This window comes from Flavobacterium sp., from assembly GCF_043780635.1.
GTDB lineage: Bacteria > Bacteroidota > Bacteroidia > Flavobacteriales > Flavobacteriaceae > Flavobacterium.
The window spans coordinates 1-17,969 of sequence record NZ_JAYWCK010000101.1 but is presented as its reverse complement, the minus strand read 5'-3'; the positions used below and the strand labels follow the sequence as shown (position 1 = coordinate 17,969).

General features: G+C 33.6%; 14 protein-coding genes and 1 pseudogene. 10 read left to right on the top strand and 5 right to left on the bottom strand.

The window, feature by feature from the left end; all coding sequences use genetic code 11:
• Positions 1-9: 9 nt before the first annotated feature.
• Entirely contained in the window at positions 10-573 is a 564-nt protein-coding gene (locus ACH2BV_RS09380) for a hypothetical protein (RefSeq protein WP_395050465.1), read from the bottom strand.
• A 480-nt stretch (positions 574-1,053) separates the two neighbouring features.
• On the opposite strand from ACH2BV_RS09380, the gene dnaK reads away from it, so the two are divergent.
• Complete coding sequence (gene dnaK / locus ACH2BV_RS09375) at positions 1,054-2,946, top strand: molecular chaperone DnaK (RefSeq protein ID WP_395050464.1); 1,893 nt, start codon at positions 1,054-1,056, stop codon at positions 2,944-2,946.
• Between the two features lie 69 nt (positions 2,947-3,015).
• Here the strand turns inward: dnaK and ACH2BV_RS09370 are convergent, their stop codons facing one another.
• Positions 3,016-3,924: a Brp/Blh family beta-carotene 15,15'-dioxygenase gene (locus tag ACH2BV_RS09370; RefSeq protein ID WP_395050463.1), complete on the bottom strand. Its 909-nt coding sequence runs from the start codon at positions 3,922-3,924 to the stop codon at positions 3,016-3,018.
• 110 nt (positions 3,925-4,034) lie between these two features.
• Between ACH2BV_RS09370 and ACH2BV_RS09365 the strand changes: the two genes are divergently transcribed.
• From ACH2BV_RS09365 to ACH2BV_RS09340, 6 genes are all read left to right on the top strand, one after another.
• Positions 4,035-4,760 (top strand): bacteriorhodopsin-like, encoded by a 726-nt coding sequence (locus tag ACH2BV_RS09365; RefSeq protein WP_395050462.1) that lies wholly within the window; start codon positions 4,035-4,037, stop codon positions 4,758-4,760.
• Positions 4,761-4,928: 168 nt separating this feature from the next.
• On the top strand, positions 4,929-5,822 hold the full coding sequence (locus ACH2BV_RS09360) for an alpha/beta hydrolase (protein ID WP_395050461.1): 894 nt from the start codon (positions 4,929-4,931) through the stop codon (positions 5,820-5,822).
• A gap of 146 nt (positions 5,823-5,968) precedes the next feature.
• Positions 5,969-7,039, top strand: a complete 1,071-nt coding sequence (corA, locus tag ACH2BV_RS09355) for a magnesium/cobalt transporter CorA (RefSeq protein WP_395050460.1) — start codon at positions 5,969-5,971, stop codon at positions 7,037-7,039.
• Positions 7,040-7,109: 70 nt separating this feature from the next.
• Complete coding sequence (pta, locus tag ACH2BV_RS09350) at positions 7,110-9,203, top strand: phosphate acetyltransferase (protein ID WP_395050459.1); 2,094 nt, start codon at positions 7,110-7,112, stop codon at positions 9,201-9,203.
• 1 nt (position 9,204) lies between these two features.
• Positions 9,205-10,389 carry an acetate/propionate family kinase gene (locus tag ACH2BV_RS09345; protein ID WP_395050458.1) on the top strand — a complete coding sequence of 395 codons (1,185 nt, stop codon included), beginning with the start codon at positions 9,205-9,207 and terminating at the stop codon, positions 10,387-10,389.
• Between the two features lie 145 nt (positions 10,390-10,534).
• Positions 10,535-11,983 (top strand): IS1182 family transposase, encoded by a 1,449-nt coding sequence (locus ACH2BV_RS09340; protein ID WP_395050457.1) that lies wholly within the window; start codon positions 10,535-10,537, stop codon positions 11,981-11,983.
• 228 nt (positions 11,984-12,211) lie between these two features.
• On the opposite strand, the gene fumC is transcribed toward ACH2BV_RS09340, so the two are convergent.
• Entirely contained in the window at positions 12,212-13,609 is a 1,398-nt protein-coding gene (gene fumC / locus ACH2BV_RS09335) for a class II fumarate hydratase (protein ID WP_395050456.1), read from the bottom strand.
• A gap of 194 nt (positions 13,610-13,803) precedes the next feature.
• Between fumC and ACH2BV_RS09330 the strand changes: the two genes are divergently transcribed.
• Positions 13,804-13,974, top strand: a complete 171-nt coding sequence (locus ACH2BV_RS09330; RefSeq protein ID WP_395050455.1) for a hypothetical protein — start codon at positions 13,804-13,806, stop codon at positions 13,972-13,974.
• 116 nt (positions 13,975-14,090) lie between these two features.
• Here ACH2BV_RS09330 and ACH2BV_RS09325 read toward each other — a convergent pair whose 3' ends face one another.
• Positions 14,091-15,527, bottom strand: a complete 1,437-nt coding sequence (locus ACH2BV_RS09325) for an MFS transporter (RefSeq protein WP_395050454.1) — start codon at positions 15,525-15,527, stop codon at positions 14,091-14,093.
• A 202-nt stretch (positions 15,528-15,729) separates the two neighbouring features.
• On the opposite strand from ACH2BV_RS09325, the gene ACH2BV_RS09320 reads away from it, so the two are divergent.
• Positions 15,730-17,346, top strand: coding sequence for an ABC-F family ATP-binding cassette domain-containing protein (locus ACH2BV_RS09320; protein ID WP_395050453.1), 1,617 nt, complete (start codon positions 15,730-15,732; stop codon positions 17,344-17,346).
• Positions 17,347-17,414: 68 nt separating this feature from the next.
• Here the strand turns inward: ACH2BV_RS09320 and ACH2BV_RS09315 are convergent, their stop codons facing one another.
• A complete protein-coding gene (locus tag ACH2BV_RS09315) occupies positions 17,415-17,588 on the bottom strand; it encodes a hypothetical protein (protein ID WP_395050452.1) in 174 nt (57 codons plus the stop codon).
• A gap of 283 nt (positions 17,589-17,871) precedes the next feature.
• Between ACH2BV_RS09315 and ACH2BV_RS09310 the strand changes: the two are divergent.
• A pseudogene (locus ACH2BV_RS09310) lies at positions 17,872-17,969 on the top strand (bifunctional pyr operon transcriptional regulator/uracil phosphoribosyltransferase PyrR); the annotation flags it as partial.

The following is a 17,969-nucleotide window of genomic DNA, read 5'->3' as shown; positions in this document are numbered from 1 at the left end:
CATTTATATTCAGATAATTATATAGTTTTTAAAAAAAAACTGGTGCGTTTGCCCTGCGTCAATCTCCTCAATTTGCCGATTTAATTCATAGGCTTTACTAATAGAGTCTTTTTGGCGAATCAAGATTTTATCATGTTGAGCTTTTTTCTCTAATTCTTTCCAGTTAACTACATACAATGTTCCTTTGACTTGGCCATTTCCTGAATAAATTTTACAATTAGGCACAATATAAGAGCCTCCATTATGAGGCAATGATACTTGATACATGTCTCCATATTCGCTAGATTTTCCTAGCTTATCAATTATAATCCCATAGTCTTTATCTTGAGAAATTAAACTCTCATGAATGTAACCATGTTGAAGAGTTTTTTGATAATCAATGTTTAGTAATATATCAATTTCATTATCTATATGAAACAAACAATATTCTGTTGAATATACTAGTATTGCAACTTTATTTATTCTTTTTGTTGTCCCATTTATTTCTTGCTTGATATAAGAATTTGCAACTAGAGTTAAAATTTGTCCATAACCGTTATAGCAAAACAAAAGTAGCACAAAGATTTTTTTCATTATTTAAATTTATTTGTAAATGAATAAATTCGTGGTGTTCCCTGCGAATTTCTTATAAACTGACCCCTAACTTCCTAATTGCCGAAACAAACTTTCGTATACACCCAAATTTGGGTAGATTGGCGAAGGTTTGTTTCGCTTTATATTTCCCTCAAATATATAAAATTTTCTTACAAACTTGACTGTTTAAACACTGAATATTTTTAAATAAAAGCAAATCATCTGGTTTACTCGATTGCTCTAGTCCAGATGGATCAATTACTCTCGCAATTGCCTCTGTGGTCTCGCCCTAAAACGAGACCGCAAGAGATATAGTGAACAGCTGGATTAGCTCCTAAAATGTCATCTTGTCATACCTTTTTGCGCCAATTTTAACATAAACTGACAATTTATTTGGGTTTTTTCTATTGGCACAAAGATTGACTATTGCAACTCGAACCGTGAAAATAAGTATTCAATAAAAATTAAATATAAATAAAAATGGGTAAAATAATCGGAATTGATTTAGGTACAACAAACTCTTGTGTTTCTGTAATGGAAGGTAGTGAAGCAGTAGTAATTCCTAATTCAGAAGGAAAAAGAACAACACCATCTATCATCGCATTTGTTGAAGGTGGCGAAATTAAAGTGGGTGATCCTGCAAAAAGACAAGCAGTGACCAATCCTACAAAAACGATTGCTTCCATAAAGCGTTTTATGGGTCATTCTTTCTCTGAAATTACTAAAGAAGCTAAAAGAGTTTCTTATTCAGTTGTAAAAGGGGACAACAATACTCCACGTGTGGATATTGACGGACGTTTATATTCTGCACAAGAATTGTCAGCTATGACACTTCAAAAAATGAAAAAAACTGCTGAAGACTATTTAGGTCAAACAGTTACTGAAGCAGTTATTACTGTTCCAGCTTACTTTAATGATGCACAACGTCAAGCTACAAAAGAAGCAGGTGAAATTGCAGGTCTTAAAGTTATGCGTATTATCAACGAACCTACAGCTGCAGCTTTGGCTTACGGTTTGGATAAAAAAGGAAAAGATCAAAAAATTGCTGTTTACGATTTAGGTGGAGGTACATTTGATATTTCTGTTCTTGAATTAGGAGACGGTGTTTTCGAAGTTCTTTCTACAAATGGCGATACTCACCTTGGTGGAGATGATTTTGACCACGAAATTATTGACTGGTTAGCTGCTGAATTTTTAACCGAAGAAGGTATTGATTTACGTTTAGATCCAATGTCTTTGCAACGTTTGAAAGAAGCTGCCGAAAAAGCAAAAATCGAATTGTCTTCTTCTGCCGAAACTGAAATCAACTTGCCTTACGTAACTGCTACAGCTTCAGGACCAAAACACTTGGTTAAAAAATTAACTAGAGCTCAATTCGAAAAATTGACGGACTCATTAGTAAAACGTTCTATGGCACCAGTTGCCAAAGCCTTGAAAGATGCAGGTTTATCAGTTTCTGATATTGACGAAATAATATTAGTGGGAGGTTCTACTCGTATGCCAAGAATTGTTGACGAAGTAGAAAAATTCTTTGGTAAAAAAGCGTCTAAAGGAGTTAACCCTGATGAGGTTGTTGCTATTGGAGCAGCTATTCAAGGTGGAGTTCTTTCTGGAGATGTAAAAGATGTATTGTTGCTTGACGTAACTCCTTTATCTCTTGGTATCGAAACTATGGGTGGAGTTATGACTACATTAATTGAGTCTAATACAACTATTCCAACCAAAAAATCGCAAGTTTTCTCTACTGCTGCAGATTCTCAACCTACAGTTGAAATCCACGTATTACAAGGAGCTAGAGCAATGGCTGCTGATAATAAAACAATTGGTCGTTTCCATTTAGATGGTATTCCACCAGCACCAAGAGGTGTTCCACAAATTGAAGTAACTTTTGATATTGATGCTAATGGTATCATCAAAGTTTCGGCAACGGATAAAGGAACTGGTAAATCTCACGATATTCGTATCGAAGCTTCTTCTGGATTAACAGCGGAAGAAATCGAAAGAATGAAAAAAGATGCCGAAGCAAATGCTGGAGCGGACAAAATCGCAAGAGAAAGAGCCGAAAAATTAAACGAAGCAGATGGAATGATTTTCCAAACTGAATCTCAATTGAAAGAATTAGGAGAGAAATTGACTGATGACAACAAAGTGGCTATCGAATATGCTTTGACTGAATTGAGAATGGCTCACCAATCTCAAGATATCGATGCGATCCAAATTGCACTTGACAAAATCAATGCAGCTTGGAAAACAGCTACCGAAGCTATGTATGCTCAAGGAGAACAAGCCCAAGGTGGTCAACAAGAAGCTCAACCACAAGGTGAAGCTCAAGGAGACAATGTTGAAGACGTTGAATTCGAAGAAGTAAAATAAGCATAGAACTCCCGATATATCGGAATCTAAAATAGAGAACCGAGCTAGAAATAGCTCGGTTTTTTTTTGTCATTCTTTATGTGCAGTTCCGTCTAGTTTTTTATTATACATTTTTGTTATTACAAAAGCGTGAGGAAAAGTTATTGCGGCTAAAAAGGAGAAAAAGATTGCATTGAATATTTGGTCATCTCTAAATATATAATAGAGCATTGCAATTCCCAGAATGGATATAAGCCAATATATGAAAGCAGATTTACAGTAGCTTTTAAAATTAGGTAATGAATAGTTACCATATAAAAATTTCATTTGCTCTAAAATAGAAGGGATACTATGCCATAAAATAAAATAGATAGAGAATCCCCAAATTAAACTGGATGTTTTAAAAATAATGGTGAATACAATTAAATAAAAAACCTCTGTCAGAATCTTTTCCCTGATTTCAGTGTATTTATAATAGGAATAAGCACTTGTCAATAAAAAGGCAATTCCGAAAATTTTAAATAATAAAGGAATAGATAGAGTAGGGATTCTAATCTTAGTAATTTCGAAAATTATATTTTCTACTTCTGAAGTATGAAAAATAAACAATAATAAAAGTATAAAAAGCCCATAAGTAAAAGCAATTGAATTGCACATCCAATTTGGGTAGTAACTAATCAATTCTTTCCATTGTTGTTCTCCAAAATGAAAAGCGCTAACTATTATAAATAAGAAAAGTGCAAACCAGGGTATAAAGTAAAACAAAATTGCACTTAACGTTACAATCATAACATATATCAAAAGTGTTTTTATAAATGAAATAGTCGTTTTTCTGCTGTTTTTATTTTCAATAAGAATCAAATCATTAGCACCATGTAAGATTCCAAAAGAGAAAATCAAGGAAAAACCTAAAATTATTTGAATATGATTCGAAAAAAACGAATCCAACCATAATCCAAAAAAGCTTGCCACTATTGATATTTTAGAATATTTAGCCATCAAATTTTATATTTTGTTGAAAATTAATAAAAAAAAACTAAACAAAATGTTTTTTATTGTTTAATCTTTTGTAGATTTGTTTAAACAATAACCAATTAACTTTATTATTTATGACAAATTTTATGTTTATTCCGAGTTTAATTTCTAAAATGTTACCAACCGATTATGTTGGTTTTACGTTTTTTGTTGGTTGTATGGCTATGATGGCAGCTTCAGCTTTTTTCTTTTTATCGCTCAATCAGTTTGATAAAAAGTGGCGTACTTCTGTACTAGTATCTGGATTAATTACATTTATCGCAGCAGTACATTATTTTTACATGAGAGATTATTGGGCAAGTTTCGGAGAATCCCCGACCTTTTTCCGATATGTTGACTGGATCTTAACTGTGCCATTAATGTGTCTTGAGTTTTATTTAATATTAAAAATTGCAGGTGCCAAACAGTCCTTATTGTGGAAAATGATTATTTACTCCATAATAATGTTAGTTACAGGTTACTTTGGTGAAGCTGTTGATACTGGAAATGCTCAAATTTGGGGATTAGTTTCAGGTATAGCTTATTTTGCAATCGTTTATGAAATCTGGTTAGGAGAAGCATCTAAACTTGCTGCAGCCGCTGGAGGAAATGTTCTTTCATCTCACAAAATTTTATGTTGGTTTGTACTTGTAGGCTGGGCAATTTATCCATTAGGATATATGTTAGGAACTGATGGATGGTACTCCGGAATCATTGGTAAAGGAAGTGTTGATGTAGCTTATAATATTGCAGATGCTATTAATAAAATAGGATTTGGATTGGTCGTATATAATTTAGCATTAAAGTCCCAAACAAACTAAATTTAATTTATTTAATTTTTGGTTAAACCGAGCTAGAAATAGTTCGGTTTTTTTATGCAATATAATTTCGTTTTAAAAGTTTTTCTTAATATTACTTCAAAAAGCACTTTCGTTTATTGAAAACTTTTACCGTATAATGAAATTAATATTATTTTAAGCAACTTTAAAATGGACAAAATAATCACTGTAATAAGTTTATTTTTCACATTGATGGGTAATGCTCAGACAGAAGATATCAAGAAATTTCCCGATTTCAAATCAAAATATGTAGATCCAAGAAATGTGGATATTTGGCTTCCGCCAAGTTATGAAACGTCTCCAAACAAGAAATATCCAGTCTTGTATATGCACGATGGCCAGTCACTGTTCGAACCTGGACGAAGTCTTTCAGGAGAAGAATGGGAAGTGGACGAAATGATGACCAAGTTGATTAAAGAAAACAAAATACAAGAAGCTATTGTTGTTGGTATTTGGAATACACCCAAAAGATTTAGAGAATACCAACCGAATAAACCTTTTGAAAATTTAGCAATTGAAAACAAATATTTAAGAGAAATTCTTGACGAAGAGTATAATGGTGGGCCTTTGGCAGATGACTATTTGAAATTTATTTTCGAAGAATTGAAGCCTTTTGTGGATTCAAATTTTAGAACCTTAAAGAATAAAAAGAATACTTTTATGATGGGTTCGAGTATGGGAGGATTAATTACTATTTATGCAGAAACTCAATATCCAGAAGTTTTTGGAGCGGTTGCTTGCCTTTCGACACATTTTCCAGTGAGTTTGAAACAAAATATTCCTGAAATTCCGTCATTAATTATCAACTACTTAAAATTAAATTTACCAGAAGGGAAAAACAATCGAATTTATTTTGATTATGGTACTAAAACCCTCGATTCTTGGTATGAACCTTATCAAAAAAAAATGGATGAGGCGATGAAATCCAAAGGATATATTCAAGGAAAAAATTGGGAAACAAGAAAATTTGAAGGCGAAGAACACACAGAAGCCGCTTGGCGAAAAAGATTAGATGTCCCATTACTGTTTTTATTGGGGAAATAGACAGCCTACTTTGCATCTTATAATTTATATAAAACCGTCCCAAGTAAAAATAAACTGGACGGTTTTTTTGTTTTTATTTCCAACAAATGATAAATGTCACATTCTTTATAATAGATTTCCGTAATTTTGCTTGTAAAACAATTTGGATGAGAAAAATCAAATATAAGAAAGGTAGAAAACTACAACCTTATAATCTGGAATATACCGGTATTCATAAAAAAACAGATTCAGAAATGCAGCTTTTCGTTTATGACGATGCTAGTTTGTCTGAATATGAAGATTTTAATGTTTCTGATTTAACCAAAAGCATTGATATTCAAAAAACAAACTGGCTCAATATTCACGGTTTGAATGATATTGACTTGCTAAAATCTATCAGCGTCTATTTCAAAATAGACAACTTTATGCTTGCCGATATTTTGAATACCAATAGAAGAACCAAAATAGAAGAACAACACGACACTTTATTTTTTAACATAAAATCATTGTTACCAGCAGGAGATAGCGATAATATTAGTGCTGAGCAAATCAGTTTTTTGATAAAAGATGGTATTTTGATTTCATTTCAAGAAAAAAGGAGTGATTTTTTTACCCATATTCGGGAACGTATTCGCACGCATTCAGGGATTGTCAGAACAAAAAATGCAGATTATTTACTCTACATTCTTCTCGATGCCATTATGGAAAATTTTTACATTACCATTGAGAATGAAGAAGATAAAATTGAAGAATTGATTGACCAAACTAAAAATAATACTGACCCAATCATTTTAGAAAGAATAGAAAAACACAGAGATAACTTTAATTTTCTGAAACGTTCCATCATTCCGTTGAGAGATTCATTATACGATATAAAAAGTATGAAAGATGATGATGTTTTTAATGTAATTGAAATTGAAAATTTTAGTTTTTTTTCCAGATTACATCAAAAAAGTTTAGAACTTTTAGAACAAATAGAGTCAGATATGAGTTCACTTCATAGTGCTTCTGATTATTATTTTTCAGCTCAAAGTCACAAAATGAATGAGATTATGAAGACCCTTACTGTTGTTTCGGCCATATTTATTCCGCTTACATTTATTGTGGGTGTTTATGGAATGAATTTTAAGTATATGCCAGAATTAGAATATGAACACGGTTATTATACTATTATCGGCATTATGGTTTTAATAGTTTTAGGAATGCTGTTTTATTTTAAAAGGCAACATTGGTTCTGAGAAGGAAATATTCAAAAAACACATTAGGAATTAAAATAGAATTTCAATATAAATATAAAAAGTTACAAAGATGAATAAAGCGATATACATCGCGACAAGCGAAGAACATAGTGGCAAGTCGATTGTTACCCTGGGTTTAATGAGTATGCTCATTGGAAAAACCGCAAAAGTTGGTTATTTTAGACCTATTGTCGAAGATTTTGAAGACGGAAAAATTGATAATCACATCGAAACGGTAATCAACCATTTTGGGTTGGATATTTCTTTTCAGGATGCTTATGCCATCAAGAAAAGTAAATTAATCAAAAAGAAGAACAAAGGTAAACTGGGCGAAGTCATTGATTTGATTATTGAAAAATACAAACGATTGGAAGAACGTTTCGATTTTGTATTAGTCGAAGGAACCAGTTTTACAGGAGAAGGAACCGTTATCGAATTGGATATGAATGTTCTTATTGCCAAAAACTTAGGTATTCCGGCAATAATTGTAGGTTCTGGAGTTGGGAAAACATTGGAGGAATTAGTCGACAGCCTTTACCTGGCTTACGATTCGTTTAAGGTAAAAGATGTGGAAGTCTTAGCTGTAATCGCCAACAAAGTACAGCCCGAAAATATTAAATTAGTTACTTCAGGATTAAAGAAAAGCTTACCAGATGAAGTTTTAGTCAATACAATTCCAATAATTTCGAGTTTGAACAACCCAACAATTCTAGAAATTGCTAACGAGTTGAACGCAAAAGTTTTGTTTGGAGAAGCATATTTGAACAATCAAATATCAAGTTTCAGTGTGGGAGCAATGCAATTGAGAAACTATTTATTACACTTGAATGAGGATGGTTTGGTGATAACTCCGGGCGATAGAGCTGATATTATTCTTGGGGCTTTGCAAGCCAATGAATCCATAAATTACCCTGCAATTTCAGGAATAGTTTTAACGGGTAATATTATTCCTGAAGACACTATTCTAAAATTAATTGAAGGGCTTTCATCAGTAGTGCCAATTATTGCAGTTGAAGAAGGAACTTATGTGATTTCGAATAAAATTGGAGATATAAAACCTAAGATTTATGCCAATAACAAGCAAAAGATTCAAACCTCTATTGATACTTTCGAAAAATACGTAGATTTAGATAGTTTGACCGAAAAATTTATCAAGTTTGAAGCAGAAGGAATGACTCCAAAGATGTTTCAATATAACTTGGTAAAGAGAGCTAAAAAACATCGTAAACATATTGTTTTGCCTGAAGGAAACGACGACAGGATTATTATGGCAGCTTCAAGATTATTAGCCATGGATGTGGTAGATATTTCTATTATTGGCAACAAAAAACAAATAGAAAACAAAGTGGCAGAGTTAGGTTTACCCTTCGATTTTTCGAAAGTTCACATCATTAATCCAATAAAATCAAAACATTATGATGATTATGTGAATACCTATTATGAGTTGCGAAAAGAAAAGAAAATGACTTTGGAAATTGCCAAAGATTTGATGGAAGATGGTTCCTATTTTGGCACTATGATGGTTTATAAAGGTCATGCTGACGGTATGGTTTCCGGAGCTGCGCATACCACGCAGCATACTATTTTGCCAGCTTTACAATTCATTAAAACTAAACCAAATTCTTCAGTAGTTTCTTCCATATTTTTTATGTGTCTGGAAGATCGAGTTTCGATTTTTGGAGATTGTGCCATTAATCCAAATCCAACGGCGGAACAATTGGCAGAAATCGCTATTTCATCAGCAGATTCCAGTTTAGCTTTTGGTATTGAACCAAAAATTGCCATGCTTTCTTATTCTTCCGGTTCATCAGGAAAAGGCGATGAGGTAGACAAAGTAAGAGCTGCAACGGAAATTGTCAGGAAAAAACGTCCCGATTTAAAAATCGAAGGCCCAATTCAATATGATGCCGCCGTAGATTTTGAAGTAGGACAAAGCAAAATGCCAAATTCAGAAGTGGCAGGACATGCCAGCGTTTTGATTTTTCCTGATTTAAACACAGGAAACAACACCTATAAGGCCGTTCAAAGAGAAACTGGCGCATTGGCAATTGGCCCAATGTTACAAGGACTAAATAAACCCGTAAATGATTTAAGCCGAGGCTGTACCGTTGACGATATTATAAACACGGTTGTAATTACAGCCATTCAAGCACAAGGATTATAAAATGAAAATAGTAATAATAAACTCGGGAAGTTCCTCTATAAAATACCAGTTAATTGATATGCCCTCTTGCGAAGTTATTTGCTCAGGGATGATTGACAGAATAGGGTTAGAGACTTCAAATTTAAGTTATGAAACCCATAAAAATAAAATTGAGGAATCCATGCCAATTCCTAATCATAAAACAGGTTTGGAAAAAATTGCTCGTTTATTGATGGATGAAAAAGTTGGGGTGATTAAAAGCACTCTAGAAATTGAAGCTGTAGGTCATCGTGTAGTACATGGTGGGGCAGGTTTTTCAGATACAACAATCATCAACAAAAAGGTAAAAGATAAAATAAAACAACTTTTTGAATTGGCTCCATTACATAATCCAGCTAATTTTGAAGGCATAATTGTTGCTGAAGAAATTTTTAATACTGCCAAACAAGTAGCTGTCTTTGACACGGCATTTCATCAAACAATCCCTGTTTTGGCTCATAAATATGCTTTACCAAATTACCTTTTGACCGAAAATAAAATTCGAGTTTACGGTTTTCACGGTACAAGTCACAAGTATGTCTCGGAAAAAGCCATTAAATATTTGCAAAATAGTTCCAAAATTATCACCATACATTTAGGCAATGGTTGTAGTATGACTGCCATAAAAGACGGAAAAAGTATTGATCATACACTCGGTTTCGGACCAATGAATGGTTTGATAATGGGAACTCGTAGTGGAGATGTTGATCAATCAGTGATATTTTATATGGTCAATTCATTGGGTTATTCCCTTGCCGATGTCAACACGATGTTGCAAAAACAAAGCGGAATGCTAGGGCTTACAGGTTTTAGCGATTTGAGAGATATTGAATCTCAAGCCGGCCAAGGGAACAAAGATTGTCAACTGGCTTTAGCAATGAACGCCTACCGAATCAAGAAATATATAGGTTCTTATACAGCAGCTCTAAATGGCTTGGATGCGATTATTTTCACAGCTGGAATTGGAGAAAATTCATCCTATATGCGAAAGTTAGTTTGTACTGATATGGAGTATTTTGGGATTGAACTAGATGATTCTAAAAATGATATTCGTTCGAAAAAAATCCGAGAAATCAATAGTCCGCACTCGAAAACTAAAGTATTGGTCGTTCCAACCAATGAAGAAATCGAAATTGCCAACCAGGTTTATGGATTGCTTTCGAGTTAAAAATTAGAATAAAAAAACCTGCAACTTCAAATGAGGGCACTGAAAAAGTCATTTTAGTACTTAATTGATTAATAAATAAGGAGTAGAAAACTAGTTTTTCTGCTCCTTATTTTGTATTTTTAAGTTTAATTATAAGGCATTTTAAATGTTAGTTCAGCAAGAGTCAATCCAGTTTAGTCAGTTTTCTTCGCTATATGATTTAATCGTTCCGAAGGAAAATATGCTAAGGAAAATAAATGAGTTAATTGATTTTTCATTTATCTACGATGAGTTGTTAAATAATTATTGTGCCAATAATGGTCGCACCGCCGAGAGCCCTGTGCGTATGTTTAAGTATTTACTTCTTAAAACAATTTATACGGTTTCCGATGTTGATGTAGTGGAGCGTTCGCGTTTTGATATGTCTTTTAAATATTTTTTGGGAATGACGCCGGAAGAAGGTGTTATCAATTCTAGTTCATTGACAAAATTCAGAAAACTACGATTGAAAGATACCGACTTATTAAATCTATTGATAAACAAAACGGTAACTATAGCCGTTGAAAAAGGCATCATTCGTTCCAAATCTATTATCGTTGATGCTACCCATACTTTATCAAGATCCAATCCTTTTTCAGCAATTGAAGTATTGCGTGAGCGTTCTAAACACTTGCGAAAAACGGTATATTTATTCGATGACCAATACAAAGACCGTATGCCAGAGAAGAACAACTCTGATGAATTGGAAAAAGAGTTGACCTATTGCAAAGAGTTGGAGAACCTAATAGAAAAAGAACCAACTTTAAGTTCGATACCAGCAGTAAAAGAAAAATTAAACCTGCTCAAAGAAACCATAGAAGACACACAGGAAAATTTTACGTTATCAAAAGATACGGATGCTAAAACGGGTCATAAATCTGCCGATAGTTCCTTTTTTGGCTATAAGACTCATTTAGCAATGACCGAAGAGCGTATCATTACAGCAGCTGTAGTCACATCAGGCGAAAAAGGAGATGGGCCAGAATTGGCTAAACTTTTAGAAATTAGTCAAGAAAACGGAATTGATGTGGATACCATTATTGGTGATGGAGCTTATACAGGAAAAGAAAATCTCAAACTCACAAGTGAGCAAAACATAAAAGTGGTAGCTAGACTAAATGTCACTATAGCTCAAGGGGCTAGAAAAGACGACGATAAATTTGATTACAATAAAGATGCCGATAGATTTGTTTGTCCAGCAGGACATATGGCTATACGAAAGGCTATTCAGGGCAAAAAAAATATTGGAAAGAATCAGGTAGATACTTATTATTTTGATGTCGAAAAATGCAAATCTTGCCCTTTGAAAGAGGGTTGTTATAAAGAAGGAGCCAAAACAAAAACATATTCGGTGTCGATAAAATCAGACTTACACCAAGAACAAATCGCCTTTCAAGAAACGGACTATTACAAAGAAAAAGCAAAACACCGATACAAAATAGAAGCCAAAAATAGTGAATTGAAAAACGTACACGGTTATGATAGAGCAATATCATACGGCATTACAAATATGCAAATGCAAGGAGCAATAGCAATTTTTGCAGTCAACTTAAAAAGAATACTCAAATTAATGTAGGAAATCGCAAGCTACACAAGCAGTATTCAGAATTAAGCTATACAAGTCCAAAATCGACTGATACAACCTATAATAAAAAACAGTTATAAAAAGAAAAGTGCTTGTAACAGGATTTTAAAATCCTGTTACAAGTACTTTTTTATTGTCTGAAAACAACGCTAATCAAAATAAGCAATGTTTTTCAGTGCCTCACTTCAAATTGCAGGTTTTTTTTATCAAAATTTATAACTATTTTAAGCTTCCCACCATATCTTCTGGTTTTACCCAAGCATCAAAATCTTCGGCGGTTACATAGCCCAAACGAACGGCTTCAATTTTTAAGGTAGTGCCATTTTTGTGTGCGGTTTGAGCTATTTCAGCTGATTTATAATAGCCAATTTTAGTATTTAAAGCTGTAACCAACATCAAGGAATTGTTTACCAATTCTTCGATACGTTTGTAATTAGGTTCGATTCCACTGGCGCAATGCTCTTCAAAAGATAAACATGCTTCCCCTAACAATCGTGCTGATTGCAAAAAGTTTGCTGCCATTAAAGGTTTGAAAACATTCAATTCATAATGACCTTGCATTCCCCCAACTGATATTGCCACGTCATTTCCCATTACTTGCGCGCAAACCATTGTCAAAGCTTCGCATTGTGTTGGGTTTACTTTTCCAGGCATAATTGATGAACCTGGTTCATTTTCCGGAATAATGATTTCACCAATTCCTGAACGTGGTCCAGAAGCCAACATACGAACATCATTGGCAATTTTATTCAAAGAAACCGCTAATTGTTTTAAAGCACCGTGAGTTTCCACAATAGCATCATGAGCTGCCAAAGCTTCGAATTTGTTTGGAGCAGTTACAAAAGGATGTCCAGTGAATTTGGCAATATATTCGGCTACTTTTACATCGTATCCGGCCGGAGTATTTAATCCAGTTCCAACGGCAGTTCCACCTAACGCTACTTCTGATAAGTGCGCCAAGGTGTTTTTTACAGCTTTTAAGCCATAACTTAATTGGGCTGCATATCCTGAAATTTCTTGTCCTAATGTCAATGGAGTTGCATCCATTAAATGCGTACGACCAATTTTTACAACCGTATTAAATTCGGCTGCTTTTGCCTGAAGTGTATCTCTTAATTTTTCGACACCTGGAATTGTGGTTTCCACAACAGCTTTGTAAGCTGCAATATGCATTCCTGTAGGGAAGGTATCGTTTGAAGATTGTGATTTGTTCACATCATCGTTGGCTTTGATGAATTGTTCGCCTTCGCCAATGGCGAATCCTTTTAAAACTTGGGCACGATTAGCAACGACTTCATTCACGTTCATATTGCTTTGCGTTCCTGAACCTGTTTGCCAAATCACGAGCGGAAATTCATCGGCTAGTTTTCCGGCTAGGATTTCGTCACAAACGGCCGCAATAGCATCGCGTTTTTCTATTGGAAGAACTCCCAAATCACAATTGGCATAAGCTGCTGCTTTTTTCAAGAAAGCAAAACCTTCAATGATTTCTTTTGGCATTGAAGCCGAGGGGCCAATTTTAAAGTTGTTTCTGGAACGTTCTGTTTGTGCGCCCCAATATTTATCAGCAGGAACCTGCACTTCACCCATAGTGTCTTTTTCTATTCTGTATTTCATTTTGTTATTTATTTGTGTTGTATGATTATTCGATTTTATGTCAATTTCAATCCCCATTGTTGTACGAAACGTTTTCAAAATTGTTGACCAAATTTACGGATTACTGTGCTTTTAAAAAAATATTATCAAGTATTTATTGGTAAGAAAAAATATAAAACATACATTTGTGGCTACATTCAAAAATTCCGGAAAAAATGTTTGATTTTACACAGTATTTAGGCTTTTTACTTTTCTTAACCGTCCTTACAATAGGGTTTTGGTTAATGTTTTTTTTAGTTGGTTTCGTATCCTATTGGGTTGGCGGAGCGACTTGGGAAGCTTATAAAGAAAGAAAAGCAAAAAAGAAACAAGAACAATCAGTTTAGATTGATTGTCAAATAAAAAAAGGATTCGTGAAAACGAGTCCTTTTTTTATATCAAACAAAAGAGGATGTCTCATATAAAAATGGGACATCCTCTTTTGTTATTTTGTTATCAATTATTAGTGACCTCCGCTGATTTTTTTATCGAAATCTATCCCTTGAATTTTTAAAATTCCGCTCACTTTCCAAGCATAAAATGCCAAATAAGCAAAACAAACAACGCCTACAATATAGCTGCTTTGAATACCGATACTATCAGAAACAAATCCTTGAGTCCAACTTACGATTCCACCACCCATAATCATCATAATCAAGAAACTGCTTCCTTGACTAGTGTGTTTTCCTAATCCGCTAACAGCTAAAGTAAAGATACAAGGCCAAAGTGTACTACAAAACAAACCAACGCTTGTAAAAGCATAAACACTAATCATTCCGGTTGTTGCCATTCCTGTAAATAAGGCTACAATTCCCAAAGAGGCAAAAATTAGTAACATTCTGGCTGGGTTTCCTTTGCTAGCCATATCAGCAGCAATTAATACCAAAATAATTAATCCATAAACATAGAAAGGAGTTAAATCGTGTTTTGCAATTGCATTTACCAATAAGAAAACTCCAAATGCTAAATAGGGAGCTAAGAATCGCAGTATTTTTTGAAGATTCATATTATCGGTAAATGCTTCCACCGCTCCAGTCCAACGACCAATCATTAAACTCGCCCAATATAATGAAATATATGGTGCAATATCTCCAATAGCAAAGCCTAATTTACTCTGCATATAAGCCGGCAAGTTGCTTGCAGTAGAAACTTCTACACCCACATATAGGAAAATAGCAATCATTCCCATAACCAATTGTGGATATTGCAATGCAGAACTTTTTGAAGAAGCTGCATCTTCTGCAGATTCAACTATAGTTTCAGGATGTTCTGGTAATGAAGAAAATTTCAATAAAACAGCTACCAATAGAAATGCTAATCCTAAGATTAAATAAGGAATTTTAACGCTTTCAATACTCATATCCGTATTTCCAGTTGCAGCAGCACCAAAAATAGCAAAACTCACAATAAGTGGTCCAATTGTAGTTCCTAAATTATTTATTCCGCCTGCTAAAGTTAATCGCTGTACACCAGTTTTTATTGGTCCCAATGCAATTGCTAATGGATTAGCAACCGTTTGTTGTAAAGAGAAACCTAAACCAACCGTGAATAAACCGGCAAGCATTAAAGGATATGACCCTGTATTTGCCGCAGGATAAAACAACAATGTTCCAAGTGCCGAAATTACCAGTCCTAAGGCTAGTCCATTTTTATAACCAATTTTGTTAACTAAATCTTGTTTCATCAATAATGAAATACCCATATATATCAAGGAACCCACAGTATAAGAAATATAAAAAGCGATTGATACAAACTGGCTTTGACCTTGTGTTAAATCAAATGCTTTTTTGAATACTGGAATTAAAATATCATTGCTGGCAGCGACAAATCCCCAAAAGAAGAAGACGATTACTAAGGGAATAAATTGTCCCCAGTTGGTTTTTGAATTTTCTGAACTCATAATAATAAATTGGTTAATGGTTTAAGGTAAATTATTTATTTGTATTGTAAGACAGTAAATATATTGGGAAAGTGAATGAAAAAAAAATAAATTGTAACAAATATTGTTAAAAATATTTATTCTAAAAGTGAAGGTTCAATAATGCCTATTTAAACTCCACTATTTTTTAGTACTTTTGCAAAAATTTTATAAAATACAATTTATGTTATCTATCAATAATTTATCAGTTCAGTTTGGCAAAAGAATTTTGTTTGACGAAGTAAATACGGTCTTTACCAATGGAAATATTTATGGAGTTATTGGTGCAAATGGAGCTGGAAAATCTACTTTTCTAAAAATAATTGCTGGTGATATGGATCCGACATCTGGAAACATTCACTTGGAACCAGGAAAAAGAATGTCGGTTTTGAACCAAAACCACAATATGTTTGACCAACATACAGTTCTGGAAACAGTGATGATGGGTAACAAGGTTTTACACAAAATTAAAACCGAAATGGATGCTTTGTATTTGGATTATTCTGATGAAAATGCAGATAGAATAGGGGAGTTACAAGTGCAATTCGAAGAATTGAATGGTTGGAATGCAGAGTCAGATGCGGCTTCAATGCTTTCAAATCTTGGAATCACCGAAGAAAATCATTATACTTTAATGGGCGATTTGGAAGGAAAAACCAAAGTTCGAGTGCTTTTGGCACAAGCGCTGTTTGGCAATCCTGATTTGCTTATTATGGATGAACCTACTAATGATCTGGATTTTGAAACCATTGCATGGTTAGAAAATTTCTTGGCCAATTATGAAAATACTGTAATCGTGGTTTCACACGACAGACACTTTTTAGATGCAGTTTGTACACATATTTCGGATATTGATTTCAGTAAAATAAATCACTATTCAGGAAATTATACTTTCTGGTATGAATCCAGCCAATTAGCGGCAAAACAACGCGCACAACAAAACAAGAAAGCCGAAGAAAAGAAACAAGAATTAGAAGAATTTATCCGTCGATTTTCTGCGAATGTGGCCAAATCAAAACAAGCTACTTCTCGTAAAAAGATGATTTCCAAGTTGAATATTTCCGAAATAAAACCATCAAGTCGTCGTTATCCTGCGATTATTTTTGACCAAGAGCGTGAAGCTGGAGACCAGATTTTGAATGTTCAAAATTTAAGCGCTTCTGTAGATGGAGATATTTTGTTTAAAGGAGTCGATTTGAATATGGCCAAAGGAGATAAAATCGTACTTTTCTCCAAAGATTCTCGTGCAACTACTGCTTTCTACGAAATACTGAACGGAAATCAAAAAGCAGATTCAGGAACTTATGATTGGGGTGTGACTACAATTCAGGCCTATTTACCTGTAGAAAATCATTCGTTTTTCGAAAGTGATGATTCATTGGTTGACTGGTTGCGTCAATGGGTAAAAACCGAAGAAGAACGTGACGAAGTTAATATTCGTAGTTTCTTAGGGAAAATGATTTTCTCTGGAGAAGAGGCGTTGAAAACCTGTCGAGTTTTGTCTGGTGGCGAAAAAGTAAGATGTATGTTGTCTCGAATGATGATGCAGCGTGCCAACGTATTAATGCTTGACGAGCCAACGAATCACTTGGATTTAGAGTCAATTACTGCATTCAATAATTCACTTAAAAACTTCAAAGGTTCTGTGATTTTTACCACTCACGATCATGAGTTTTCACAAACTGTAGCTAACAGAGTTATCGAATTAACTCCAAATGGAGCTATTGATCGATATATGACTTTCGATGATTATCTTGATGATGAAAAAGTTCAGGAATTGAGAATAAAAATGTATTCTTAAAAGATTATAGACTGATAGATAATGAATTTAATCCCGCTACTGTGTAGCGGGATTTTTTATAAGTTTTTTTATTTCTTTCCTATAATTTTGCTTATTACAAAAGCAATAACTGCCACTATAATAACTACAATAAAAACACCAACACCCACTCCCGCTTCAAATATGCCTTTAACTATTGAGCAGCTCGTAACTGATATCAATATTATCAGAAGCATTACTATTCTTGTAATTTTATCTTTCATAATTTCTTGGTTTTAAATTTTGATTAGTACTATTTATTGCAAATTATAATTAATGTAAAACTATTATTTTAGTAAAAGATTTTGTTATACAATTTATTGAAAATGTTATATAATTTTGTTCTTTCGAATTAAAGTAAATATTAGAAAATTCCATCCGGATATATTAAAAGATTCAAAAATGATGAAATTCATCAAAATTTAATTTATTTATTAAATTCTAAACTCATAATTTATAATTCCTAACTCATAATTCTTATATTTGTATCCCAAACAACACTTCATTATGAGTCAAAAAATATTGCTCACTTCAAAGGAAGTCAATATCATTCTGCATCGTTTGGCCTGTCAGTTAATCGAAAAACATCTTGATTTTTCGGATAC

What these genes read in the sequence shown, in the direction of transcription:
- ACH2BV_RS09380 (WP_395050465.1), bottom strand. Translation starts at nt 573, where the DNA reads ATGAAAAAAATCTTTGTGCTACTTTTGTTTTGCTATAACGGTTATGGA.
- dnaK (WP_395050464.1), top strand. Translation starts at nt 1,054, where the DNA reads ATGGGTAAAATAATCGGAATTGATTTAGGTACAACAAACTCTTGTGTT.
- ACH2BV_RS09370 (WP_395050463.1), bottom strand. Translation starts at nt 3,924, where the DNA reads ATGGCTAAATATTCTAAAATATCAATAGTGGCAAGCTTTTTTGGATTA.
- ACH2BV_RS09365 (WP_395050462.1), top strand. Translation starts at nt 4,035, where the DNA reads ATGACAAATTTTATGTTTATTCCGAGTTTAATTTCTAAAATGTTACCA.
- ACH2BV_RS09360 (WP_395050461.1), top strand. Translation starts at nt 4,929, where the DNA reads ATGGACAAAATAATCACTGTAATAAGTTTATTTTTCACATTGATGGGT.
- corA (WP_395050460.1), top strand. Translation starts at nt 5,969, where the DNA reads ATGAGAAAAATCAAATATAAGAAAGGTAGAAAACTACAACCTTATAAT.
- pta (WP_395050459.1), top strand. Translation starts at nt 7,110, where the DNA reads ATGAATAAAGCGATATACATCGCGACAAGCGAAGAACATAGTGGCAAG.
- ACH2BV_RS09345 (WP_395050458.1), top strand. Translation starts at nt 9,205, where the DNA reads ATGAAAATAGTAATAATAAACTCGGGAAGTTCCTCTATAAAATACCAG.
- ACH2BV_RS09340 (WP_395050457.1), top strand. Translation starts at nt 10,535, where the DNA reads ATGTTAGTTCAGCAAGAGTCAATCCAGTTTAGTCAGTTTTCTTCGCTA.
- fumC (WP_395050456.1), bottom strand. Translation starts at nt 13,609, where the DNA reads ATGAAATACAGAATAGAAAAAGACACTATGGGTGAAGTGCAGGTTCCT.
- ACH2BV_RS09330 (WP_395050455.1), top strand. Translation starts at nt 13,804, where the DNA reads ATGTTTGATTTTACACAGTATTTAGGCTTTTTACTTTTCTTAACCGTC.
- ACH2BV_RS09325 (WP_395050454.1), bottom strand. Translation starts at nt 15,527, where the DNA reads ATGAGTTCAGAAAATTCAAAAACCAACTGGGGACAATTTATTCCCTTA.
- ACH2BV_RS09320 (WP_395050453.1), top strand. Translation starts at nt 15,730, where the DNA reads ATGTTATCTATCAATAATTTATCAGTTCAGTTTGGCAAAAGAATTTTG.
- ACH2BV_RS09315 (WP_395050452.1), bottom strand. Translation starts at nt 17,588, where the DNA reads ATGAAAGATAAAATTACAAGAATAGTAATGCTTCTGATAATATTGATA.